This window comes from Terrabacter carboxydivorans (assembly GCF_039532035.1).
In the GTDB taxonomy this organism is placed as follows: domain Bacteria; phylum Actinomycetota; class Actinomycetes; order Actinomycetales; family Dermatophilaceae; genus Terrabacter; species Terrabacter carboxydivorans.
In genome coordinates this window covers 63,137-86,318 of sequence record NZ_BAAARE010000004.1, presented here as the reverse complement: position 1 = coordinate 86,318, position 23,182 = coordinate 63,137, and the positions used below count along the sequence as shown (strand labels likewise).

The following is a 23,182-nucleotide window of genomic DNA, read 5'->3' as shown; positions in this document are numbered from 1 at the left end:
GCATGGCCATCCCCACGGTCGTCCTCTTCTACGCGTTCCGGCCGCTCGCCGACCCTGACGCGCTCCGCCTGTGGCAGCGCGACCTCTGCGAGGGTCTCGGGCTGCGCGGCCGGATCCTGCTGTCCCCGCACGGGATCAACGCGACCGTCGGCGGCGACGTGACCGTGCTCAAGACCTACGTCCGCAAGACCCGCGAGTACGCCTCCTTCCACGACATCGACGTGAAGTGGAGCGACGGGACGGGGCTCGACGACGAGGGCCGCAGCCTCGACTTCCCGCGTCTGGTGGTCAAGGTCCGCGACGAGATCGTCTCGTTCGGCGTGCCCGACGAGGTCGTCGTCGACGAGCACGGGGTCGTCGGGGGCGGCGCCCGGCTACGTCCCGACGAGCTCGACGCCCTCGTCGCCGAGCGCGGTGACGAGGTCGTGCTCTTCGACGGCCGCAACGCCGTCGAGGCGCAGGTGGGCCGCTTCCGCGGCGCCGTCGTCCCCGACATCGGCCACACGGCCGACTTCGTGCGCGAGCTCGACGCGGGCCGCTGGGACGAGCTGAAGGGGCGCCCGGTCGTCACCTACTGCACCGGCGGCATCCGGTGCGAGGTGCTGACGAGCCTCATGCGCTCACGCGGCTTCGAGGAGGTCTACCAGCTCGACGGCGGCATCGTGCGCTATGGCGGGGAGCGGGGCGACCGCGGTCTCTGGGAGGGTCACCTCTACGTCTTCGACGAGCGGATGGCGGTGGGGTTCTCCGACGAGGCCGTGCACCTCGCGGCCTGTCACGTCTGCGGCGCACCGACGAGCCGCCTGCACAACCGCGAGGAGCTGCCCGGGCGTCCGCTCCAGCCCGTCTGCGACGCGCACGCCTGAGCCGGCTCAGGGGCCGAGCAGCTCGTCCGGCGCGCGCATGCGCCAGGCGTCGGTGACGAGCTCGTCGAGCCGTCCGACGTCGACCTGCTCGAGGCGCAGCATGACGAGCGGGGCACCGTCGTAGGCGGGCGTCGTGAAGAAGAGGTCCGGCTCGCCGAGCACGAGCGCCTGCTTCTCGGCCTCGTCGCCGACGTAGAGCACCGCGATGTCGGTGCGGATGACCCGTCGCTGCCCGGGACGCCGCTCAGGCCAGGACCAGACGAAGCCCTTGTTGCCCACCCGGAAGTCGAAGCCGTCGCTGGCGATCTCCTCGACCCCGGGCAGGGCCAGGGCGAGGCGACGGACGTCGGCGGCGTCGGCCACGGCTCAGCCCCAGCCCATCGCCCGCAGCAGCGCCGCGGTGGCCGCCCCGAGCACGACGACGACGATGAACGGAGCGCGGAGGGCGAGCGCGACGACCGCGACACCGACGGCCGCGGCCCGGGCGTCGAGCACGAACGCCCCACCCCTGACGGTGAAGGCCTGCGTGGCGACGAGCGCGGCCAGCAGGGCGACGGGCAGGGCCGCGGTGACGCGGCGCACCCGGGGGCCGTCGAGCAGGTGGGCCGGCACGAGGTGACCGGCGAGCTTGAGCGCGAAGGCGATCCCGGCCGCCAGCAGCAGCGAGGTCCACAGGCTCACGGTGCCTCCCTCCTCGGCGTCCGCCAGGCCAGCAGCGAGGCGGCTGCCGCCGCGACGACGGGTATGCCGGGCGGCATCGTCGGTGACAGCACGATCGCCACGACGGCGCCCAGGACGGCGATGGCGACCGCGTCCCGGTCGCGCAGCCGCGGCCACAGCAGGGCGGTGAACGCCGCACAGGCCGCGGCGTCGAGACCGTAGGTGCGGGGGTCGCCGATGTGTGAGCCGAGGACGGTGCCGACGAGCGTGGTGAGGTTCCACAGGACGAAGACGGTCAGTCCCGTGACCCAGAAGCCGAGGCGGGAGGTGCGCGCGTCGTCCTGGGCCACCGCCACGGCCGTCGACTCGTCGATGGTCAGGTGGGCCGCGGCGACCCGGCGCGGCCCGCGCGCCCCGAGCAGGTGCGTCAGCTCTAGGGCATAGAGCCCGTTGCGGATGCCGAGCATCGAGGACGCCGCGATCGCCGCGGGCGCCGCGTGCAGCCCGTTCGCGATGATGCCGACGAACGCGAACTGCGACCCGCCGGTGAACATCAGCAGCGACAGCGCCATCGCCTGCCACGTGTCCAGACCGGCAGCGACCGCGAGCGCCCCGAAGCTGAGGCCGTAGGCGCCGGTCGCGACGCCCACCGAGAGCGCCTGCCGCACGACGGCACGTCGTGCCCCCGGGTCAGCTGGATCAGCCGTGCCGGATTCTGCGGCCGCGGTCACACCGGCTCCGTGTCCTCGCCGCCCTGGCCCGGAGTGCCGTCCTCGCCGTCGACGACGGCCGCCGACAGGCGGATCTCGCCGGTCGTGGCGCCGTCCTGCGAGACCACACGCTCGCGGTGCGCGCCGTCGGCCACCATCCCGGCTGCGGTGAGGAAGCCTCGGGTGGCGTCGTCGCTCGCCAGCACCCAGGCGGCGAGCTCGGAGCGGCCGCGGCCCCGGGTCGTGTCGACGACGGCGTGCAGCAGCCGTGAGCCGTGCCCCTGGCGGCGCGCGTCGGGGTGCACGCCGAGCACGAGCAGCTCGGCCGTGCCGGGCTCGGCGTCGGCGTCGTCGGAGGCGCCGACCGCGGCGAACCCGACCACCTGCTCGCCGGCGCAGGCGACGAGGAGCACGCCGTCGCGGGACTGCTCGCCCTCGAGCGTCGCGCGCCAGGCGTTCGCGAAGGCCCGCGGCTCGAACGTCGCGATGACCTCGGGCGCGAGCGTGGCGGCATACGCCTCCCGGAAGACGACGGCCTGCACGAGCCCGACGGCGGGGGCGTCCGAGGCGCGGGCGACCCGGACCGACGCGTCGGCGACGGGGCCGCGCTCGTGCTGGTGGTCGTGCCCGTGGTCGTGCTGGTGTCCGTTCGAGTGCTCGTGTGCCACCCCGGCATCCTCTCAGGCGTGAGCGGCCCGGTCGTCCACCCCGGTCGCTCTCGACCCGCCCTGGTCCACCCCGGCTTTGGACGCCCCCGGCCCCATCTCGCATACTGGACTCATGTATGGCAACGACGTCATCGACCCGAACGAACCGCTGAACGCCGCCGAGACCGGCGCGTACGACGCGGCCACGGCGCACGAGGACCAGCGTGAGGCGATCGGGTCCGACTTCGACGCCCTCATCGCCGCCGACCAGCGCATCGAGCCGCGGGACGCGATGCCCGACACGTACCGCGAGACGCTGATCCGCCAGATCGCCCAGCACGCGCACTCCGAGATCATCGGCATGCAGCCCGAGGGCAACTGGATCACCCGTGCCCCGTCGCTGCGTCGCAAGGCCATCCTCATCGCCAAGGTGCAAGACGAGGCCGGCCACGGGCTCTACCTCTACTCGGCCGCCGAGACCCTCGGCATCGACCGGCAGGAGCTGCTCGACCGGCTGCACGACGGCAAGCAGAAGTACTCCTCGATCTTCAACTACCCGACCCTGACGTGGGCCGACTGCGGGGCCATCGGCTGGCTCGTCGACGGCGCCGCGATCATGAACCAGGTGCCGCTCTGCCGGTGCTCCTACGGGCCCTACGCCCGCGCCATGATCCGCGTGTGCAAGGAGGAGTCCTTCCACCAGCGGCAGGGCTTCGAGATCCTCTGGAACCTCATGCGGGGCACCGAGGGGCAGCGCGCCATGGCCCAGGACGCCGCGGACCGCTGGTGGTGGCCCGCGCTCGCGATGTTCGGGCCGCCCGACACCGGAGAGGCCGCCAAGGGAGGTCACACCGAGCAGTCGATGGCCTGGGGCATCAAGCGGGTCAGCAACGACGACCTGCGCCAGAAGTTCGTCGACATGATGGTGCCGCAGGCCGAGAAGCTCGGCATCGTGCTGCCCGACCCGCAGCTGCGCTGGAACGAGGAGCGCGGCCACTACGACTTCGGCGAGATCGACTGGGACGAGTTCTGGCAGGTGCTGCGCGGTGACGGCCCCTGCAACGCCGAGCGCATCGAGCACCGCCGGCGCGCCCACGACGACGGCGCCTGGGTCCGCGAGGCCGCCAACGCGTATGCCGCCAAGCAGGCCACCCGAGAGAACGAGAAGGAGAGTGCCGCGTGACCGACGCACCCGAGGGAGCGACCGAGCGCAGCTGGCCGCTCTGGGAGGTCTTCGTCCGCGGCAAGCGCGGTCTGTCCCACGTGCACGTCGGCTCGCTGCACGCGCCCGACGCGGAGCTGGCCCTGCGCAACGCGCGCGACGTCTACACCCGCCGCCAGGAGGGCGTGTCGATCTGGGTGGTCAAGGCCGACGACGTCACCGCGAGCAGCCCGTCGGAGAAGGACTCGTTCTTCGACCCGGCCGGCGACAAGATCTACCGGCACCCGACCTTCTACGACGTGCCCGAGGATGTCGAGTACCTGTGACCACCTCACCCAGCTCTCCCGCGGCCGGCACCCACGCCGACATCGACCCGGACACTGCCGGCAGGCCGGTCACCGAGCCCGTCACGGGCGCGGTGTCCTCTGCCTCGGAGTCGGCGCGGCGTGAGTCCCTCCCCGGCGCCGCCGAGAACACCGGACCCGGACCCGGCACCAAGCCGTATGCCGGCTACCTGGTGGGCCTCGCCGACGACGCGATGGTCTACGCCCAGCGCCTCGGCGAGTGGATGACCAACGCACCGCAGATCGAGGAGGACATGGCGCTCGGCAACATCGCGCTCGACCTCCTCGGACAGGCGCGCGGCCTCTACCCCTACATCGGCTCGATCGACGGGACCGGCCGCGGCGAGGACGACTTCGCCATGCAGCGCGACGAGCGGGACTGGCACAACGTCCACCTCGTCGAGCAGGAGCGGGGCGACTTCGCCGACGAGATGGCCCGGTTGCTGTGGTTCTCCGCCTACCAGGTCGAGCTGCACACCGCCCTGACCGGCTCGGGCGACGACGTCGTCGCGGGCGTCGCCGGCAAGGCGCTCAAGGAGGTCCGCTACCACCTCGACCACGCGTCGCTGTGGGTCGTGCGCCTCGGCGACGGCACGGACGAGTCGCACCGCCGCATGCAGTCGGCCCTGGACCGCGTGCTGCCCTACGTCGCAGAGCTCTTCGACGACGACGGGGCCTCGGTGCTCGCCGCTGACCGCGGCGCCGGGGTGCTGCCCTCGAGCCTGCGCGACCGGGTGGAGGCCCGCGTCGTCCGCGTCGTCGAGCAGGCCACGCTGACCCTCCCCGAGGGCTCCCGGTGGCGCTCGCGCGGTGGCCGCGCCGGCATCCACTCACGCCCGATGGGCTACCTCCTCGCCGAGATGCAGCACATCGCCAGGTCCCACCCCGGCGCGACGTGGTGATCGTCTTGGCAGTGGAGTCTCTTGTCGCACAGGCAATCTCACGCATCCCCGACCCCGAGGTCCCGGTCATCAGCATCGCCGACCTGGGCATCCTGCGCGACGTCGCCGTCGACGAGGCGGCACACACCGTCACCGTGACCATCACCCCGACCTACAGCGGGTGCCCGGCCATGGAGGCCATCGCGTCGCGGATCGTCTTCGAGGCCGGCCGCCAGGGGTATGCCGCCGACGTGCGCACGCAGCTGTCGCCGGCGTGGACGACCGACTGGATGAGCGACGACGGACGAGCCGCCCTGCAGCGCTTCGGGATCGCGCCCCCCGGCCCCGTGCCGGCGGGGGAGCCCGGCGCACCCGTCGCCGTGACCCTGAGCCGTCACGTCGTCACCTGCCCGCTCTGCGGGTCCACCGACACCACCGAGATCGCCCACTTCGGCTCGACCGCCTGCAAGGCCCTGCGCCGGTGCAACGCGTGCCTCGAGCCCTTCGACGAGTTCAAGGCCATCTGAATGACCGACGTAACCACCCCGGCCACGGCCGACTCGCCCTCGACCACGCCGAACGGCGCGTCAGTGCGCCACCGGGCCCGCTTCCACCCTCTCACGGTCGCCTCGGTCGAGCGGCTGACCGACGACGCCGTCGCCGTCACCTTCTCGGTGCCCGAGGACCTCGTCGACGAGTTCGCCTTCGAGCCCGGGCAGCACCTGACGCTCCGCGCCACCATCCGCGGCGAGGACGTGCGCCAGTCCTACTCGATCTGCCAGTCCCGCCGAGCCGACCCCGCAGGACGCCGGCTCCGGGTCGCGGCCGCCCGCGTGCCGGACGGCCGGATGTCGGGCTGGCTCAACGACGGCCTGTCCGCGGGCGACGTCGTCGAGGTCATGACCCCCCAGGGATCCTTCACCTGCGCGACCCGGCCGGACGGCATACGCCATCACGTCGCCATCGCGGCGGGGTCCGGCATCACGCCCGTGCTGTCGCTCCTGACGAGCGCCCTCGAGGAGGAGCCCGGGTCGCGCGCGACGCTGCTCTTCGGCAACCGGCGGACCAGCTCGATCATGTTCCTCGAGGAGCTCGAGGACCTCAAGAACCGCTTCCCGGGACGCTTCCACCTCGTCAACGTGCTGTCCCGCGAGGCCCAGGACGTCGAGCTCTTCCACGGCCGCCTCGACACCGAGCGGCTCACGGCGATCTTCGACTCGCTGCTGCCCGTCGGGTCGGTCGATGAGTGGTACCTCTGCGGGCCCTTCGGCATGGTGACCGGCGCCGAGGCGCTGCTCACCGGCCGCGGCGTCGACAGCCGGCACATCCACCACGAGATCTTCCACGTCGACGACGGCACCGAGCCGAAGCGCAAGGTCGTCGTCGACGCCGGCGCGCCGCCCGAGGCCACCGTCACGGTCAACCTCGACGGGCGCACCACGGTCATCCCCATGCCGAGCCGCGAGGAGACGATCCTCGACGCGACGTTGCGGGCCCGGCCCGACGCGCCCTACTCGTGCACCGGGGGAGTGTGCGGCACCTGCCGCGCGCGGCTCGTGTCGGGAGAGGTGCGGATGGACCGCAACTACGCCCTGGAGCCCGAGGAGGTCGCGGCCGGCATCGTCCTCGCCTGCCAGAGCCACCCGGTCACCGACGAGGTCAGCCTCGACTACGACGCCTGACCCGCCGCCTGAGTCTCCGCAGCGACCCCGTGTGCATGAGTCGGTGTCCAGGCACCGATCCCTGCTCACAGCGCGACTCATGCCGCGGCCTCGAGGGCCACGGCACATCCCTGCCTGCGGCAGGCGCGTGGTGAACCCGTCCACCCTCGGATCCGCAACAGATCAGCCACCTCGACCGCGAGCGCGCACGGAGTGACAGCCACGTCGGTCCAGAATGCCCGCACGGTCAGCCGGCCCACCCGTGCGGATGCCCGATCGCGTATGCCGTCACGGACCCGGGCGCCCCAGCCCTCGTGCGCGAGGCGACCGTCCACTTCGAGGACGAGCTGCTCGGCGAGGTAGAGGTTGTCGCACCGGCGACGGTCCCCGAGGTCGTACTGGCGGACCGCGGCCGGCAGCCCATGGGCCCTCTCGACGTCGCGGATGTAGCGCACCTCGGCGGCGCTCTCGGCGCCTTCACCGACGTCGGCCAGGCACTCCCGCAGCAAGGCCCGGTGCGTCTGGTCCGAGCGGCCGGCGAGCGCGCCGGCAAGCCGCGCCTCGTCCGTCAGGCGCTGCTGGCACGCCCGAGCCGCTACGGCCAGCACCCGGTCGAGCGGTGCTCGCATGCCCAGGTCGAGCACGGTGTGCTCCACCGTGGTGCGGTGCGGCCAAGCGAAGCCGTCGATCCGTTCGTCGAACCGCCTGGACCTCAGGACCACGATGCCGGGACGGATGCTCGCTCGACGCCCCGCCGGGACGATGACGTGAACCGCCCCCGGTTCGCGGCGGTCCAGCCCCCAGGCCAAGGCGGCGCTCGGTCCGCACAAGGCGACCGGCCCACCGACGAAGAGCAGGGCCGCGACGGCCCGGACCTCCCAGTCGTCGCGGCCGGGCGTGGTCAGGTAGACGCCGGGGTGGGCGGTCGTCCAGCGACCGGTGGCGAGAGCCCAACGGATCGCCTCGTCGCCGATGCCCGACGCGACGGCCTGTCCTCGGGTGTCGAGGCCGGCCTGGCCCTTGACCTGCGCCCGGAGCCGTGGCGTCTGCTCGAGGACCCGGTCTGCGCGCACCGTCCCATGGTGCGCAGTCCGGGACGTCACGATTCGCCGCCGTCCACAGGTGCGCGCCTGAGCGGTGATCCAGTGTGCAGGTTTCGGGACCCTGGCCCCGGTCGCTGCACACAGCGGGGGCGAGCGCGTCGGTCGGGGCCACGCGGCGTGGCGGGACGGCATACGGCGGCGGGTCGGCGGCCGGGGTTAGGCTGCGGACCGTGCGGCAGTACCTCGACCTCCTCGACCACGTCCTGACCCACGGTCAGGAGAAGTCCGACCGGACGGGCACCGGGACGCTCAGCGTCTTCGGCCACCAGATGCGCTTCGACCTCGCCGACGGCTTCCCGGCCATGACGACGAAGAAGCTGCACCTGCGCTCGATCATCGGCGAGCTGCTGTGGTTCCTGCGCGGCGACACGAACGTCCGCTGGCTCCAGGAACGCGGCATCTCCATCTGGGACGAGTGGGCCGACCCCGTCACGGGTGACCTCGGCCCCATCTACGGCTACCAGTGGCGGTCCTGGCCGACCCCCGACGGGCGTCACCTCGACCAGATCGCCAGGGTCATCGAGCAGATCCGGACCAACCCCGACAGTCGTCGCCTCATCGTCTCGGCCTGGAACGTCGCCGACGTCGACGACATGGCGCTGCCGCCGTGCCACACGATGTTCCAGTTCTACGTCTCCCCGCCCGGACCCGACGGCCGGCGCCGCCTGTCGTGCCAGCTCTACCAGCGCAGCGCCGACATCTTCCTCGGCGTCCCGTTCAACATCGCCAGCTATGCGCTGCTGACCCAGATGGTCGCCCAGCTGACCGACCTCGAGCCGGGGGAGTTCGTGCACACCCTGGGCGACGCCCACCTCTACCTCAACCACCTCGACCAGGCCCGGCTGCAGCTGACCCGGACGCCGCACGCGCTGCCGACGATGCGGATCACCCCCGGCAAGACGGACATCGACGCCTTCGACCTCGACGACTTCGAGCTCGTGGACTACGTCGCCGACCCGGGCATCAAGGCCCCCATCGCGGTCTGACTCCCTGCGGTCTGGGAGCCTTGGCGCCATGACGACTGCCTGGCCGAACGTGACGATGATCGCCGCCGTCGGGCGCAACGGCGTCATCGGCGACGGCCTGACGATGCCTTGGCACATCTCCGAGGACCTCAAGTACTTCAAGCGCACGACGATGGGCCACCCGATGGTCATGGGCCGGCGCACGTTCGACTCGATGGGCGCCCTCCCGGGCCGCCGCAGCGTCGTCGTGACCCGGCAGCCCGACTGGAGCGCGCCTGGCGTCGAGGTCGCGCACTCGCTGGACGAGGCACTCGCGCTCGTCGCGGACGCCGAGCAGGTCTTCGTCGTCGGCGGGGGAGAGATCTACCGCCAGGCGATGGCGTATGCCGCCCGCCTCCTCGTCACCGAGGTCGACCAGTCCCCGGACGGCTCGGTCACCTTCCCCCCGATCGACCCCCTGGAGTGGGCCGAGACGGCGCGAGAGGCGCGCCCCGGCTTCGCCTGGGTCACCTACGAGCGGCGCGGCTGACCCGGCATACGCCGTCGTCGGGAAGACCGTCGGGAAGATCGGCGGCCGAAAGGCTGTAACGGCGGCAGAGCGGCGGCGATGTAGGGGGTGGCGAGGCACTACTCGGACCCCCGAGCGAGTAGTGCCTCGCCTCTTTCGTGCCCGCTGCCGGCCACCGGGGAGACGGCCGGAGAGACGCCTCGAGAGCACGGCGTGGGCGTGGCGTCGTGCGTGCAGTCGCGGGCGCTAACCTTGGCCCCATGGCTGACGCACCCGCCCTCGGACGTGTTCTCTCGGCGATGGTCACGCCCATGAGGCCCGACGGCTCCATCGACCTCGACGCCGCGCAACGCGTCGCGACCCACCTCGTCGACGCCGGGCACGACGGCCTCGTCGTCTCGGGCACGACCGGCGAGTCGCCGACGACCTCCGCCGAGGAGAAGGACGAGCTGCTCCGCGCCGTCGTCGACGCGGTCGGCGACCGGTGCGTCGTCATCGCGGGTGCCGGCAGCAACGACACCGCCAAGAGCGTCGAGTCGGTGCGCCACGCCCAGAAGGCCGGCGCCCACGCGGTCCTGGCCGTGACGCCGTACTACAACAAGCCGCCGCAGGCGGGGCTCGTCGCGCATTTCCGCGCCCTCGCGGACGCCAGCGACCTGCCCGTCATGGTCTACGACATCCCCGGCCGCTCGGGGATCGCCATCGCGCGCGAGACCTACCTGCGCATCGCCGAGCACGAGCGCATCACGGCCGTCAAGGACGCCCGCGGCGACCTCTGGTTCGCCGGCGAGATGATGCAGGAGACCGGCCTGGACTGGTACTCCGGCGACGACGCGATGAACCTCGGGCACTTCGTCTACGGCGCCGTCGGCTTCGTCGGCGTGACCTCGCAGGTGGCCCCGGTCGCCTACCGCGAGATGGCCGATGCCGTCGTCGACAGCCGCTGGGACGACGCCCGTGCCGTGCACCGCCGGCTCGTCCCGCTCGTCAACGCCGTCATGAACGTCACGCAGGGCGCGATCATGGCCAAGGCCGGCCTCGCCCTCCAGGGCGTCATTGAATCACCGAGCGTGCGCCTGCCGCTCGTCGAGGCCGACGACGTCCAGACGGCCCTGCTGCGCGATGCCCTCTCGGCGGTCGGATGACCGCCCCATGACCCGTGACCGGCGCCCATGACGGCCCGGCGGCACCACCGAATGACAGGACACCTGTGAGCCACCCCCACCCCGAGCTGACCACGCCTCCCGCCCTCCCCGACAACGGCCTGCGGGTCGTCGCGCTCGGTGGGCTCGGCGAGGTCGGACGCAACATGGCCGTCCTCGAGACGAAGGGCAAGCTGCTCGTCATCGACTGCGGCGTGCTCTTCCCCGAGGACCACCACCCCGGAGTCGACCTCATCCTCCCGGACTTCTCCTACATCGCCGACCGGCTCGACGACATCGTGGCGATCGTCCTCACGCACGGCCACGAGGACCACATCGGCGCGGTGCCCTACCTGCTGAAGCTCAAGGGCGACATCCCCATCATCGGCTCGACGCTGACCCTGGCCCTCGTCGAGGCCAAGCTCAAGGAGCACCGCATCCGGCCGTACTCCATGGCGGTCAAGGAGGGCCAGCGCGAGAAGCTCGGCGTCTTCGACCTCGAGTTCGTGGCGGTCAACCACTCGATCCCCGACGCGCTCGCCGTCTTCGTGCGCACCGAGGCCGGCACTCTGCTGCACACCGGCGACTTCAAGATGGACCAGCTCCCGCTCGACGGGCGCCTGACCGACCTGCGCGCGTTCGCACGGCTCGGCGAGGAGGGGGTCGACCTCTTCCTCACCGACTCGACCAACGCCGACGTCCCGGGCTTCACCACGCCCGAGCTGGAGATCGCGCCGGCCATCGACAAGGTGTTCCGCCACGCCGAGCGCCGGATCATCGTGGCCTGCTTCAGCAGCCACGTGCACCGCGTCCAGCAGGTGCTCGACGCAGCCGAGAAGGCCGGCCGCAAGGTGGCCATGGTGGGCCGCTCCATGGTGCGCAACATGGGCATCGCCGCCGAGCTGGGCTACCTCAGGGTGCCCGACGGCATCCTCGTCGACATCAAGAAGATCGACAGCCTGCGCGACGACGAGCTCGTCCTCATCTGCACCGGCTCCCAGGGCGAGCCGATGGCGGCCCTGTCGCGCATGGCCAACCGGGAGCACCGGATCGACGTCGGTCCCGGCGACACCGTCCTGCTCGCGAGCAGCCTCATCCCCGGCAACGAGAACGCCGTCTACCGCATCATCAACGGCCTCATGCGGCTCGGCGCCAACGTCGTGCACAAGGGCAACGCCAAGGTGCACGTCTCCGGCCACGCCAGCGCGGGCGAGCTGCTCTACTGCTACAACATCGTGCGTCCCGGCAACGTCCTCCCGGTCCACGGCGAGTGGCGCCACATGTACGCCAACGCCCAGCTCGCGATGCAGTCCGGCGTGCCGGAGGAGAACGTCGTGCTGGCCGAGGACGGCGTCGTCGTCGACCTCGTCGACGGGGTGGCCCGGGTGACGGGTGTCGTCGACTGTGGCTACGTCTACGTCGACGGCAGCAGCGTGGGTGGGGCCGACGAGGCGCTGCTCAAGGACCGGCGCATCCTGCGCGACGAGGGCTTCATCACCTGTGTCGTCGTGCTCGACGCCGCCACCGGCAAGATCGCGAGCGGCCCGGAGATCACGGCCCGCGGCTTCGTCGAGGACGCCGAGATCTTCCAGCAGGTCATCCCCAAGGTCGAGCGGGCCATCGAGGAGGCCGTCGCCAAGGGCGTGCGCGACGACCAGCAGCTCCAGCAGGTCATCCGGCGCGCGGTCGGCTCGTGGGTCGGTGGCAAGATCCGCCGCCGCCCGATGATCATCCCGGTCGTGCTGCAGGCCTGAGGTGACGGTGCACGAGGTCGACGGGGGGACCGGCCGGGTCGGGGACGACAGCCCCTCGACCGACCATCCGGGGGACGGGCACGCCGTGCCGGCACCTGCGTCGCCGCCTCGGTCCACACCTCCGTCGGCACCACCGGCACCCCCGTCGGCGCGGCGCCGCCCGCCGGCCCGGCGGTGGGTCGACGTCGTCGTCGGCGTCGTCCTCGTCGGGCTCGGCGCGGTCGGTGCGCTCCGCTGGTACGACTCCACGGCATACCCCGTCGTCGTGCTCCAGACGGCAGGTCCCTTCGTCGTCGTCGGCCTCGGGCTGCTCGCCGTGGCGACCCTGCTGCTGCGGCGCTGGTGGATGCTGCTCCCGGTCGTCGCCGTGCTGGTGGCTGCGGCGACGGTCGCCGCACCGTCCTTCGAGGCGACGTCCTCGCCCAAGGCCGACCGCGACCTGACGGTCATGTCGGCCAACACGTGGATCGGCTCGGCCAACGCCGAGCAGCTGATGGATGCCGTGCGCTACCACTCGGTCGACGTGCTGGTGCTCACCGAGGCGACGCCCGCGATGATGCGCCGCCTGGACGCCGAGGGAGCCGCCGACTACTTCAACCAGCGCCAGGGCGTCGCGCGTGCCGACACCTACACCGGCACGATGGTGCTGTCGCGCTACCCGCTGTCGGTCCGCAGCCTCGGCACGGACCCGGCGGTCGAGGGCACCCGGAGCGTCCAGCCGGAGGTCGACGTCACGGCGCCCAACGGCACAATCCGCCTCAAGGTCGCCCACCCCACCGCGCCGCTCCCGGGCGACACCGCCGAGTGGCGCGCGGGCCTGCGGGACCTCCAGTCGTGGAAGGAGCGGCTCGACGGCGACGAGCTGCTCGTCATGGCGGGCGACTTCAACGCCGGCTTCGGCCATCCGGGCTTCCGCGACCTCGCCGACGGCCTCGACGACGCCCAGCGCACCGACGGTCAGGGGTGGGTGCGCACGTGGCCGTTCGCCGGCCACCGGCTGCCAGCATTCGCGGCGCTGGACCACCTGCTGAGCCGGGGCCTGACGGTCGTCGAGGCCGGACAGGTGGCGTTCAACCGGGCCGACCACGCAGCCGTGTGGGCGAGCTACCACCTGCCGCCGCGCTGAGCCTGAGCCTGAGCCCCGCCCGAGGCCGGCCCGGGGGAAGGGTCACCAGGGCCGGTCGACCTCGACGTCGCGGGGGTCGGTGCCCTCGACCGCCCAGCCGCTGCCGGTGAGCGTCCACGTCGCCGTCGTGCCCTCCTCGACGAGCGAGGCGACCGCGGCCACGAGGCGCTCGACGCCCTCGCGGGTGCTCCCGAGACCGATGCTCGCGCGGACCGCGGTCGCCGAGCGCTCGCCCCACGGGTCGTCGAGCAGCTCGTCGACGAGCAGGTGGGCGCAGAACCTGCCGTCGCGGACGCCGATGCCGTGCTCGACCGACAGGACCTGCGAGACGAGCGAGGAGTCCCAGCCCTCGATGGTGAAGGCGACGACGCCGACGCGGTCGCTGTCGTCGCCGAAGATCGAGAGGACCTCGACGCCGGGCACCTCGTCGAGCCCCGCGCGCAGCCGCTCGAGGAGGCGGCTCTCGTGCTCCTCGATGGAGTCGCGGTGCCTCGAGATCGTGGCGCACGCCGCAGCGAGGGCGATGGCGCCGATGACGTTGGGGCTGCCGCCCTCGTGACGGGCGGGCCCGGTGGCCCACGTCGTGCCGTCCTCGGTCACCGCCCGGGTGGCCCCGCCACCGAGCAGGTACGGCGTGCCGGCGTCGAGCCAGTCGGAGCGCCCGGCCAGGACACCGGCGCCGTAGGGCGCATACGTCTTGTGCCCCGAGAACGCGACGTAGTCGGCGTCCCAGCCGGCGAGGTCGATGGTGCGGTGGGCCGAGAGCTGGGCGGCGTCGACGGCGATCCGGGCGCCGTGCTCGTGCGCGAGGGCGGCGAAGCGCTCGACGGGCCACACCTCACCGGTGACGTTGGAGGCGGCAGCGATGACGACGAGGCGGTGGCGCGACGGGTGGTCGGCCAGCGCCTCCTCGAGCAGGGCGTGGGCGTCCTCGACCGTCTGCGGCACCGGGAGGCGCACCGTGCGGAAACGGCCCCATGGGAGCAGCGTCGAGTGGTGCTCGATGTCGAAGACGAAGACCGTCGTGCGGCTCGGCAGGGCCTTGCTCAGCAGCGACCACGAGTCGGTGGTCGTCCGGGTGAAGACGACCGTGTCGTCCCGTCGCGCGCCGACGAAGGCCGCGACCTCCTCGCGGGCCTGCTCGTACCAGGCGCTCGTCAGGCGCGAGGCGTAGCCGGCGCCGCGGTGCACGGAGGAGTAGGTCTCGAGGGCCCGGTCGACCGCTGCCTTGACCGTCTCGAGCGCCGGCGTCGACGCCGCGTGGTCGAGGTTGGCGTATGCCGTGTCGCCGTGGAGCGTCGGCACGCGCAGTTGCGCGCCGACGACGGTGGGCAGCGTGCGCGCCTCGGGCACGGCGTGCAGGGCGCGGGTGCGCACGGCGGGGGCGGACGAGCCGCCACAGGGCGTGGTGGCCGTCTGGGAGGCGGGGCGCGTCGAGAGGTGCGCCGAGGGACGGGTCGAAGGGTGCGTCGAAGGAAGGGCCGACATGCCAGTGCTCCTGGGTCAAGGGACCCACCCGGTGCGGGTCCGCGCTTGCCGACCTCGATCGCGCGAGCGGATCGAGGGTGGCCTGGTCGTCACCCGGAGCACCCCACCGCGGAGGAGGGTTGCTGGCCAGCGAGCCGGGGCTTGTCACTGGCACTCATGACCTGCGAAGGACCATAGGGGAGCCGGCTCGGGCGTGTCCAGACGCCAAGACCGCAGTGTCGTCATCTGAGACGAGGCGACGTCGCGGTGCGCGGGGAGCGCGCAGGTGCAGAGCGCGCCAGGGCCGCCCCTCCTCACCCGCCGCGGCGGCTGCGCCGGAGCTGGCGCACCTCCGCAAAGACGGACAGCCCCGGCTTGTCGTTCATCGTGCGCCACGCGGCGAGCCCGGCGGCGCCCATCCCGAGCCCTGCGATCAGGTAGGCGGCCGTCGCTCCGGTGTAGGTGAGCTCGAACGGGCCGACGTGCAGCGTGCGGGGGAGGGAGAGCGCCGCCTCGAACCCCGCCGCCAGCAGGGGCGCGACCGCGAGGACGAGCACGAGCACGACGCCGTCGAGCGACTGCACGAGGGCGAAGGTGCGGCCCCTGACCTCGTCCTCGACGGTGAGGCCGAGCAGGGTGTAGCCGATGACCCAGGCCACGCCGATGACCGCGCCGAGCAGTGTCGCGAGTGGGAGCGCGACGACGAGCGCGGGCACCGCCGCGAGGACGAGCAGCAGCGCTCCGGCGCTGCCGAGGGCCGCGCCGAAGATGCGCGGCCGGGAGAGTCCTGCCAGAGCCCGGGGGCCGCCGACGATGCCGATCGCCATCCCGGTGAAGACCGCGACGAAGAGCATCCCGTAGCCGGGTGCCCCTGCCCCCATGTCCGCGACGAACCGCGTGGCGAGCCCGATGACGAGCCCACCGGCGGCGAAGGCACCGAGCATGCCGGCGATGAGCCCCCGCACGAACGGCCGGTCCCGGACGACGCGCAGGCCGTCGGTCACGGTCCTCAGCACGGACTGTCCCGCGAGGGCCTCGCGCGCCGGCCGTGGTGGGAAGCGCAGCCGCCAGACGATCCACGCACTGACGAGGAACGTCGCGCCGTTGACGTACATCGCCAGGTAGATCCCCTCCGGGTCGAGCCCGGGGAGCACCGACCGCAACGGGTCGCCGACGAGCGACAGCCCCGAGAAGGCCAGGGCCGCGACGGGGGCCGTCCCGTAGCTGCCCACGAGCCCGAGCTGGTTGGCCAGCTCGAGCCGGTCCGGCGGGACGAGGTTGGGCAGGGTGGCGTCCTTGGCCGGGTTCCAGAAGAGGGACGTGCACTCGATGAGCACGATGGCGACGTACATCCACCAGAGCGTCCCCACGACGGGGATGGACACGAAGAGCGCGAAGCGCAGCAGGTCCCCGACGATCATCGTGCGGCGCCGGTCCAGCCGGTCGGCGACGACCCCGGCGAGGGGTCCGAGGAGCACGGCCGGCGCGATGCGGAGGATGAAGACGCCCGAGACGGCGAGGTACCGGCCCACCCCGCCGGCGGCCAGCTCGGCGGCCAGGGCGGTCGTCGCGAGCAGGGCGAGCCAGTCGCCGAAGCTGGAGACGGCGCCGGCGGCGAAGAGGTGGCGGAAGGGCCGGATCCGGAGCAGCTGCCGCAGTGCGGGGGCACCGGGTGTCAGGCCCGCTCCCGCGTCGGGTCCCTCGGTCGGGGATGGCCCCGTGCTCACCTCTCCAGACTAGGCCGGGCGGCATTGCGGCCGAGGTGGGTTCACCGGACCGCGGCCCGCGGCCGGCCATTCTCTGCCCCGTGGTGCGCGTGTGACGCGTGAGTTCACCGGTGCGTTGACGTACGGTGCGAGCATGGCGTCACGTCCGTCCAGCACCCAGCGCACGAGCACCTCTGCGGCGACCCGCGCCAAGGGGTCCTCGACGAGCGCCACGTCGCGCCCTCCGGCAGCCCGGTCCACCCGGCCGGCGCAGCGCAAGCCCGCCACCCGCAAGCCGGCGGCCAAGGGCGGGTCACGGACGCCGTCCAGGGCTCGCGGCGGGGGGCTGCCCTTCCCGCTGGGTGCCGTGCGCAACACGTGGATGGGTGTCTCGCACATGGCCGGGGGAGCGGTGCGCCGCGTCGGCCACAGCGCCGCCGACCTCGAGCCCGAGCACAAGCGCGACGGCATCGGCTTCTCCCTCCTCGCGCTCGCGGTCGTCGTCGCCGCCCGCGAGTGGTGGGGGGTCTCGGGCACCTTCGGCCAGGTCGTGCACGCGGTCTTCGCCGGCACCTTCGGTCGCGTCGCGTATGCCGTCCCGCTCGTCCTGCTCGCCCTCGGCCTGCGCATGCTCCGCGCGCCCCAGGACGACGCCGCCACCAACCGCATCGTCGTCGGCACCATCGCGCTCACCTTCGCCGCGTGCGGCCTGTCGCACCTCGCCGACGGCATCCCCAACCCACCCGACGGCGCCGACGGCATGCGTGCCGCCGGCGGCATCCTCGGCTTCCTCGCCTCGAGCCCGCTCGCCGCTGCGGTCTCGACCTACGGCGCGCTCGTGATCCTCATCCTGCTCGGGCTCTTCGGCCTGCTCGTCATCACCGCCACTCCGGTCAACATGATCCCGACCCGAATGCGCCAGCTGAGGGCCCTCGTCATCGACCGCGGCCACGACGACCACGACCACGAGGCCGATGAGCCGGACGACGCCCCGGCCGCCGCCGTCAGGCGCGCCCGCCGCAAGCCAGTCGACCTCGCCGACCGCGACGGTGACGAGGCGTTCCGCCAGGCCGCGCAGCGGGCGATGGAGGACGAGGCCGGCTCGCGCCCGCGTCCGGGGGAGAAGCGTCCGACGCCCCCCGGCCTCGTCGTGCCGCGTCCCGGCGGCGAGAAGGCCGAGAAGGTCATCGACGCCACCGACCCGAAGACCCTGGGGGCACCCGACACGAGCAAGGTCGGGCCCAAGGCCGAGCTCATCCCGCCGCCCATGTCCGAGCTCCCCGCACGGGTCGAGCAGCTGAGCCTCGGCGGCGACATCACCTACCGCCTGCCCGACCCCGCGATGCTGACGCCCGGCCCGGCGCACAAGACGCGCAGCGAGGCCAACGACCGCGTGGTCGAGTCGCTGACCGGCGTCTTCGACCAGTTCGACATCGACGCCGCCGTCACCGGGTTCACCCGCGGTCCGACGGTCACGCGCTACGAGGTCGAGCTCGGCTCGGGCACCAAGGTCGAGCGCGTCACCGCGCTGTCGAAGAACATCGCGTATGCCGTGGCCTCGGCCGACGTGCGCATCCTCAGCCCCATCCCGGGCAAGTCCGCGATCGGCATCGAGATCCCCAACCTCGACCGTGAGAACGTCTCGCTCGGGGACGTGCTGCGCAGCCACACCGCCCGTGCCAACGAGCACCCGATGGTCATGGGCGTCGGCAAGGACGTCGAGGGCGCCTACGTCATCGCCAACCTCGCGAAGATGCCCCACCTGCTCGTCGCCGGCGCCACCGGCTCGGGCAAGTCCAGCTTCGTCAACTCGATGATCACCTCGATCCTCATGCGCTCGACGCCCGAGGAGGTGCGCCTCATCCTCGTGGACCCGAAGCGTGTCGAGCTCACGGCATACGAAGGCATCCCGCACCTCATCACGCCGATCATCACCAACCCCAAGAAGGCCGCCGAGGCGCTCGCGTGGGTCGTCAAGGAGATGGACCAGCGCTACGACGACCTCGCGGCGTTCGGCTTCAAGCACGTCGACGACTTCAACAAGGCGGTCCGCGCGGGCAAGGTCAAGCCGCTGCCCGGCTCCGAGCGCCAGATCACGACCTACCCCTACCTGCTCGTCGTCGTCGACGAGCTCGCCGACCTCATGATGGTCGCCCCGCGCGACGTCGAGGAGTCGGTCGTGCGCATCACGCAGCTCGCGCGCGCCGCCGGCATCCACCTGGTGCTCGCGACGCAGCGGCCCTCGGTCGACGTCGTCACCGGCCTCATCAAGGCCAACGTGCCCTCGCGCATGGCGTTCGCGACGAGCTCGCTCGCCGACTCGCGCGTCGTGCTCGACCAGCCAGGCGCCGAGAAGCTCATCGGGCAGGGTGACGCGCTCTTCCTGCCCATGGGTGCGAGCAAGCCGATGCGTGTGCAGGGCGCGTGGGTCAACGAGTCCGAGATCCACGAGGTCGTCAAGTTCGTCACGACCCAGCTCAAGCCCAACTACGTCGAGAACGTCACCGTCGCGGCCCCCAAGAAGCAGATCGACGACGACATCGGCGACGACCTCGACGTGCTGCTCCAGGCGACCGAGCTCGTCGTCACGACCCAGTTCGGCTCGACGTCGATGCTCCAGCGCAAGCTGCGTGTCGGCTTCGCCAAGGCCGGCCGGCTCATGGACCTGCTCGAGTCGCGCGGTGTCGTCGGCCCGAGCGAGGGGTCCAAGGCGCGCGACGTGCTCGTGCGGCCCGACGACCTCGAGCAGACGCTCGCGCTGCTGCGCGGCGAGGACGTGCCCCACCCCAACGAGCCCGTCGACGACGACGACCTCGCGGACCTCATCGAGCCCGCCGAGCCGTATGCCGCCCCGCCGGTCGACGTCGAGCCGCCAGAGGTCTCGGCCCACTACGCGGACGACCCCGACGAGCCCGAGGAGGTCGCTCCGCAGCGGACCGCCGCGATCGTCGCGCAGCGGGGGGAGCAGCGCCGCGGCGACGAGGAGACGACTGCCGTGCCGACCGCCCGGTGGACGCCGGGCGACATGACGCGCACGGTCGAGGAGGACGACGAGGAGTCCGAGGACGCCTGGAACCTCACCGACCGTGGTTCGCGCGGCTACCGCGAGCGCGACTGACCCGTCGAAGGGCCACGACTGGCCCCTACGAACCGTCGAAGGGCCACGACTGGCCCTTCTCTGCGGGTCGAGGGGCCGTGGCTGGCTCGCGTCAGGGGTTGAAGCGGTAGCCCAGGCCGGGCTCGGTGACGAGGTGACGGGGGTTGGCCGGGTCGGGCTCGAGCTTGCGGCGCAGCTGGTTGGCGTAGACGCGCAGGTAGTTCGACTCCCGGCCGTAGGACGGTCCCCAGACCGCGCGCAGCAGGTCCTGCTGCTGCACGAGGTGTCCCGGCTCGCGGCACAGGGCCTCGAGCAGGCGCCACTCGGTCGGGGTGAGCCGGACGTCCTCGCCCGCCACGGTGGCGCGCCGTTCGGCGAAGTCGAGGACGAAGTGCCCGGTGACGACGGGTTCGAGCTGGCGCCCGAGGTCGCTCCCGCGTCGCACGGCCGCCCGCACCCGAGCGAGCAGCTCCTCGACGCCGAAGGGCTTGGTGACGTAGTCGTCGGCCCCGAGGTCGAGCGCCTCGATCTTGTCGTCGGACTCGTGCCGCGCGGACAGGACGATGACGGGCACGACGGACGTGGCGCGGATGCGCCGGAGCACCTCGGTGCCGTCGATGTCGGGCAGGCCGAGGTCGAGGATGACGAGGTCCGGCGCGTCCTCGGTCACCGACTGCACGGCCGTGCGCCCGTCCGCCGCGGTGACGACCTCGTTGCCGTGGGCGCGCAGCGCGATGGCCAGCGTGCGTTGGAGTCGGGGGTCGTCGTCGACGACGAGCACTCGGGTCACGCGTCCTCCTCCTGGGCAGTCCGGTCGGTCGAGGTGATCTCGTCACCCACGTGGGGGTCGTCATCACCTCGACCGGCCGGCACCGGCGGGGTGAGCGGGAGCTCGATGACCATGGTGAGGCCACCGCCGGGGGTGTCCTCGGGCACGAGCGAGCCTCCCATGACGGTCATCAGCCCCCGTGCGACGGCCAGGCCGAGGCCGAGGCCGTCGCCCTGCGGAGCGTCGCCGGCGCGCTGGAAGGCGGCGAAGATCCGCTCCTTGTCCGGGTCGGCCACGCCTGGGCCACGGTCGATGACGCGCACCTGCACCGTGGACCCGATGCGCCCGGCGGTGATCCGCACGTCGGCGTCGCCGCTGTGGCGCAGGGAGTTCTCGACGACGTTGGCGAGCACGCGGTCGAGCAGCCCGAGGTCGGCGCGGACGAGCGGCAGGTCGGGCTCGAGGGCGACCTCGACCCGGTCGGGGGCGGAGGTGGTGCGCACCGTCGACACGACGGCGTCGAGCAGGTCGATCGAGTGGTGGTGGGCCCGGACCGCCCCGGTCTCCAGCCGCGAGAGGTCCAGGAGGTTGCCGATGAGCGAGTCGAGGCGGTCGGCGCTCTCCTCGACCGACTCGAGCAGCTCGGCCTCGTCCTCCGCCGAGAGGGCGAGCCCGGACTGCCGCAGCGTGGAGACGCCGGCCTTGATGCTGGCGAGCGGGGTGCGCAGGTCGTGCGAGACGGCGGCCAGCAGGGTCGTCCTCGCAGCGTTGTCGCGCGCCAGCCCCGCCGCCTCCCGCGCGGCGCGGACGAGCTGCTCGCGCCCGTGCAGGATCGAGGCGTGCGCGGCGTAGGCGCCCACGACCCGCTGGTCCTCGGCGGCGACCGGCGGTCCGTCGAGCAGCAGGTGCAGGCCCTCCTCGACGGTGACGTCGAGCGTCCAGCTCGACCCCGGGGGAACCAGGCTGCCCGCAGGCAGCCCGGGGTCGGTCGAGGCGACCACCCTCGACGGCTGGTCCGGATGTGCCTCGACGAGCACGGCCGCGCGCATGCCGAGGTCGTCGCGTGCCCGGACGAGCAGGGCGGGCAGCGGCCGGGGCTCGGCGAGCAGGTCGCGGCTCATGGCCGCCAGCGCCGACGACTCGCGCTCGGCCGAGACGGCCTGCTCGGTCCGACGGGCCGCCACGTTGACGACCGACGACACCGCCATGGCGACGAGGACGAAGACGGCGAGGGCCAGGGCGTTCGGTGGGTCGCTGATCGTCAGCGTGCCTCGCGGCTCGGTGAAGAACCAGTTGACGACGAGCGACCCGACGACGGCGCAGAACAGCGCGGGCCAGATGCCGCCGACGAGGGCGCACACGACGGTGAGGGCGAGGTAGAGCAGCAGGTCGAGCGAGAGCGTGTGGCCCTCGCGCGTCGCGACGAGCACGCCGGTCAGGGCGACGAGGGCGACGACCGCGAGCAGCAGCCCGGTCAGGACCCGGCGCAGGGGGAGACCGGTGGCGCGGGCTCGACGGTGACCCACCCGCGACCCCTCGTGGGGCACGAGGTGCACGTCGATGTCGCCCGAGCCGTCGGCGACCTCCGAGGCGATGCTGGGGCGCAGGGTCTGCTGCCAGCGACTGCGCCGGCTGACGCCGACCACGATCTGCGTCGCGTTGACGCCGCGCGCGTGGTCGAGGATCGCGTCGGCCACGTCGTGTCCCGAGACGTCGTGGAACTCCGCACCGAGGTCTCGGGCCAGACGTCGCAGTCGCTCGAGCACGACGGGGTCGGTCGACGCCAGGCCGTCGGCCGACCTCACGTGGCAGGCGATGAGGTCGCCGCCGGCGGCGCGGGTGGCGATCCTGGCCCCGCGGCGCAGCAGGGTCTCGGACCCGGCGCCGCCCGTCAGGGCGACGACGACGCGCTCCCGGGCCGGCCACTGGGCGTCGATGCCCTGGTCGGCGCGATAGCGCTCGAGCGCCTCGTCCACCCGGTCGGCGAGCCAGAGCAGGGCGATCTCCCGCAGTGCCGAGAGGTTGCCGGTGCGGAAGTAGTTGGCGAGTGCGGCGTCGACCTTCTCGGGCCCGTAGATGTTGCCGTGCGCCATCCGTCGTCGCAGTGCCTCGGGCGACATGTCGACGAGCTGCACCTGGTCGGCGCGACGCACCACCTCGTCGGGCACGGTCTCCTGCTGGCGGATGCCGGTGATCGACTCGACGACGTCGTTGAGCGACTCGAGGTGCTGGATGTTGACCGTCGAGATGACGTCGATGCCGGCCTCGAGGATCTCCTCGACGTCCTGCCACCGCTTCTCGTGGCCGCCCTCACCGACATTGGTGTGGGCGAGCTCGTCGACGAGGACGACCCCGGGGTGGCGGGAGATGACCGCCGCGACGTCGAGCTCGGAGAGGCGGCTGCCACGGTGCTCGACCTCACGGCGGGGGAGAACCTCCAGCCCCTCGACGAAGGCCTGGGTGTGGGCCCGCCCGTGGGTCTCGACGAGGCCCACGACGACGTCGGTGCCCCGCTCGAGCCGGCGGTGCGCCTCGTCGAGCATGGCGACGGTCTTGCCGACGCCCGGCGCCGCGCCGAGGTAGATCCGCAGCGAGCCACGCCCCATGTCCTCGA

The 23,182-nt window shown here is 72.6% G+C and carries 21 protein-coding genes and 1 riboswitch; of the genes, 12 read left to right on the top strand and 9 right to left on the bottom strand.

Going from position 1 to position 23,182, the window contains the following annotated elements:
• The first annotated feature begins 2 nt into the window (after positions 1-2).
• On the top strand, positions 3-866 hold the full coding sequence (gene trhO, locus ABD297_RS05600) for an oxygen-dependent tRNA uridine(34) hydroxylase TrhO (RefSeq protein WP_344253783.1): 864 nt from the start codon (positions 3-5) through the stop codon (positions 864-866).
• Between the two features lie 6 nt (positions 867-872).
• Here the strand turns inward: trhO and ABD297_RS05595 are convergent, their stop codons facing one another.
• From ABD297_RS05595 to ABD297_RS05580, 4 genes are all read right to left on the bottom strand, one after another.
• The gene (locus tag ABD297_RS05595; RefSeq protein ID WP_344253781.1) at positions 873-1,229 is read right to left on the bottom strand and encodes an MmcQ/YjbR family DNA-binding protein; all 357 of its coding nucleotides are present in this window, start codon (positions 1,227-1,229) and stop codon (positions 873-875) included.
• A gap of 3 nt (positions 1,230-1,232) precedes the next feature.
• Positions 1,233-1,547: an AzlD domain-containing protein gene (locus tag ABD297_RS05590; RefSeq protein WP_344253780.1), complete on the bottom strand. Its 315-nt coding sequence runs from the start codon at positions 1,545-1,547 to the stop codon at positions 1,233-1,235.
• On the bottom strand, positions 1,544-2,176 hold the full coding sequence (locus ABD297_RS05585) for an AzlC family ABC transporter permease (protein WP_344253778.1): 633 nt from the start codon (positions 2,174-2,176) through the stop codon (positions 1,544-1,546). The genes ABD297_RS05590 and ABD297_RS05585 overlap by 4 nt, the downstream gene beginning before the upstream one ends.
• Positions 2,177-2,253: 77 nt before the next feature.
• Positions 2,254-2,904: a GNAT family N-acetyltransferase gene (locus ABD297_RS05580; protein ID WP_344253776.1), complete on the bottom strand. Its 651-nt coding sequence runs from the start codon at positions 2,902-2,904 to the stop codon at positions 2,254-2,256.
• A gap of 112 nt (positions 2,905-3,016) precedes the next feature.
• On the opposite strand from ABD297_RS05580, the gene paaA reads away from it, so the two are divergent.
• Genes paaA through paaE form a run of 5 tightly spaced genes read left to right on the top strand, consistent with a single transcriptional unit; the run spans position 3,017 to position 6,952 of the window.
• A complete protein-coding gene (gene paaA / locus ABD297_RS05575; protein ID WP_344253773.1) occupies positions 3,017-4,066 on the top strand; it encodes a 1,2-phenylacetyl-CoA epoxidase subunit PaaA in 1,050 nt (349 codons plus the stop codon).
• Positions 4,063-4,371: a 1,2-phenylacetyl-CoA epoxidase subunit PaaB gene (gene paaB, locus ABD297_RS05570; RefSeq protein ID WP_344253770.1), complete on the top strand. Its 309-nt coding sequence runs from the start codon at positions 4,063-4,065 to the stop codon at positions 4,369-4,371. Before paaA ends, paaB begins: the two co-directional genes overlap by 4 nt.
• Positions 4,368-5,291, top strand: a complete 924-nt coding sequence (gene paaC / locus ABD297_RS05565) for a 1,2-phenylacetyl-CoA epoxidase subunit PaaC (RefSeq protein ID WP_344253768.1) — start codon at positions 4,368-4,370, stop codon at positions 5,289-5,291. Before paaB ends, paaC begins: the two co-directional genes overlap by 4 nt.
• An 11-nt stretch (positions 5,292-5,302) precedes the next feature.
• Positions 5,303-5,797, top strand: coding sequence for a 1,2-phenylacetyl-CoA epoxidase subunit PaaD (gene paaD / locus ABD297_RS05560; RefSeq protein WP_344253766.1), 495 nt, complete (start codon positions 5,303-5,305; stop codon positions 5,795-5,797).
• The gene (gene paaE, locus ABD297_RS05555; protein ID WP_344253764.1) at positions 5,798-6,952 is read left to right on the top strand and encodes a 1,2-phenylacetyl-CoA epoxidase subunit PaaE; all 1,155 of its coding nucleotides are present in this window, start codon (positions 5,798-5,800) and stop codon (positions 6,950-6,952) included.
• A gap of 77 nt (positions 6,953-7,029) precedes the next feature.
• Here the strand turns inward: paaE and ABD297_RS05550 are convergent, their stop codons facing one another.
• Positions 7,030-8,004, bottom strand: coding sequence for a hypothetical protein (locus ABD297_RS05550; RefSeq protein ID WP_344253762.1), 975 nt, complete (start codon positions 8,002-8,004; stop codon positions 7,030-7,032).
• A gap of 200 nt (positions 8,005-8,204) precedes the next feature.
• On the opposite strand from ABD297_RS05550, the gene ABD297_RS05545 reads away from it, so the two are divergent.
• From ABD297_RS05545 to ABD297_RS05525, 5 genes are all read left to right on the top strand, one after another.
• Positions 8,205-9,020 (top strand): thymidylate synthase, encoded by an 816-nt coding sequence (locus ABD297_RS05545; protein ID WP_344253759.1) that lies wholly within the window; start codon positions 8,205-8,207, stop codon positions 9,018-9,020.
• A gap of 28 nt (positions 9,021-9,048) precedes the next feature.
• The gene (locus tag ABD297_RS05540; protein ID WP_344253757.1) at positions 9,049-9,528 is read left to right on the top strand and encodes a dihydrofolate reductase; all 480 of its coding nucleotides are present in this window, start codon (positions 9,049-9,051) and stop codon (positions 9,526-9,528) included.
• A gap of 239 nt (positions 9,529-9,767) precedes the next feature.
• Positions 9,768-10,652: a 4-hydroxy-tetrahydrodipicolinate synthase gene (dapA, locus tag ABD297_RS05535; protein ID WP_344253755.1), complete on the top strand. Its 885-nt coding sequence runs from the start codon at positions 9,768-9,770 to the stop codon at positions 10,650-10,652.
• Positions 10,653-10,717: 65 nt separating this feature from the next.
• On the top strand, positions 10,718-12,403 hold the full coding sequence (locus ABD297_RS05530) for a ribonuclease J (RefSeq protein WP_344253753.1): 1,686 nt from the start codon (positions 10,718-10,720) through the stop codon (positions 12,401-12,403).
• A gap of 85 nt (positions 12,404-12,488) precedes the next feature.
• The gene (locus tag ABD297_RS05525) at positions 12,489-13,529 is read left to right on the top strand and encodes an endonuclease/exonuclease/phosphatase family protein (protein ID WP_344253751.1); all 1,041 of its coding nucleotides are present in this window, start codon (positions 12,489-12,491) and stop codon (positions 13,527-13,529) included.
• Between the two features lie 42 nt (positions 13,530-13,571).
• Here the strand turns inward: ABD297_RS05525 and ABD297_RS05520 are convergent, their stop codons facing one another.
• Positions 13,572-15,017: an aminotransferase class V-fold PLP-dependent enzyme gene (locus tag ABD297_RS05520; protein WP_344253749.1), complete on the bottom strand. Its 1,446-nt coding sequence runs from the start codon at positions 15,015-15,017 to the stop codon at positions 13,572-13,574.
• Between the two features lie 36 nt (positions 15,018-15,053).
• Positions 15,054-15,179: riboswitch (SAM riboswitch) on the bottom strand.
• Between the two features lie 131 nt (positions 15,180-15,310).
• The gene (locus ABD297_RS05515; protein WP_344253747.1) at positions 15,311-16,723 is read right to left on the bottom strand and encodes an MFS transporter; all 1,413 of its coding nucleotides are present in this window, start codon (positions 16,721-16,723) and stop codon (positions 15,311-15,313) included.
• Between the two features lie 133 nt (positions 16,724-16,856).
• Here ABD297_RS05515 and ABD297_RS05510 point away from each other — a divergent pair, with 133 nt between their 5' ends.
• The gene (locus ABD297_RS05510; protein ID WP_344253745.1) at positions 16,857-19,820 is read left to right on the top strand and encodes an FtsK/SpoIIIE family DNA translocase; all 2,964 of its coding nucleotides are present in this window, start codon (positions 16,857-16,859) and stop codon (positions 19,818-19,820) included.
• A gap of 91 nt (positions 19,821-19,911) precedes the next feature.
• On the opposite strand, the gene ABD297_RS05505 is transcribed toward ABD297_RS05510, so the two are convergent.
• Both ABD297_RS05505 and ABD297_RS05500 read right to left on the bottom strand, forming a co-directional pair.
• Positions 19,912-20,589 carry a response regulator gene (locus tag ABD297_RS05505; RefSeq protein WP_344253743.1) on the bottom strand — a complete coding sequence of 226 codons (678 nt, stop codon included), beginning with the start codon at positions 20,587-20,589 and terminating at the stop codon, positions 19,912-19,914.
• A complete protein-coding gene (locus tag ABD297_RS05500) occupies positions 20,586-23,174 on the bottom strand; it encodes a DUF4118 domain-containing protein (protein WP_344253741.1) in 2,589 nt (862 codons plus the stop codon). The genes ABD297_RS05505 and ABD297_RS05500 overlap by 4 nt, the downstream gene beginning before the upstream one ends.
• Positions 23,175-23,182: the final 8 nt, after the last annotated feature.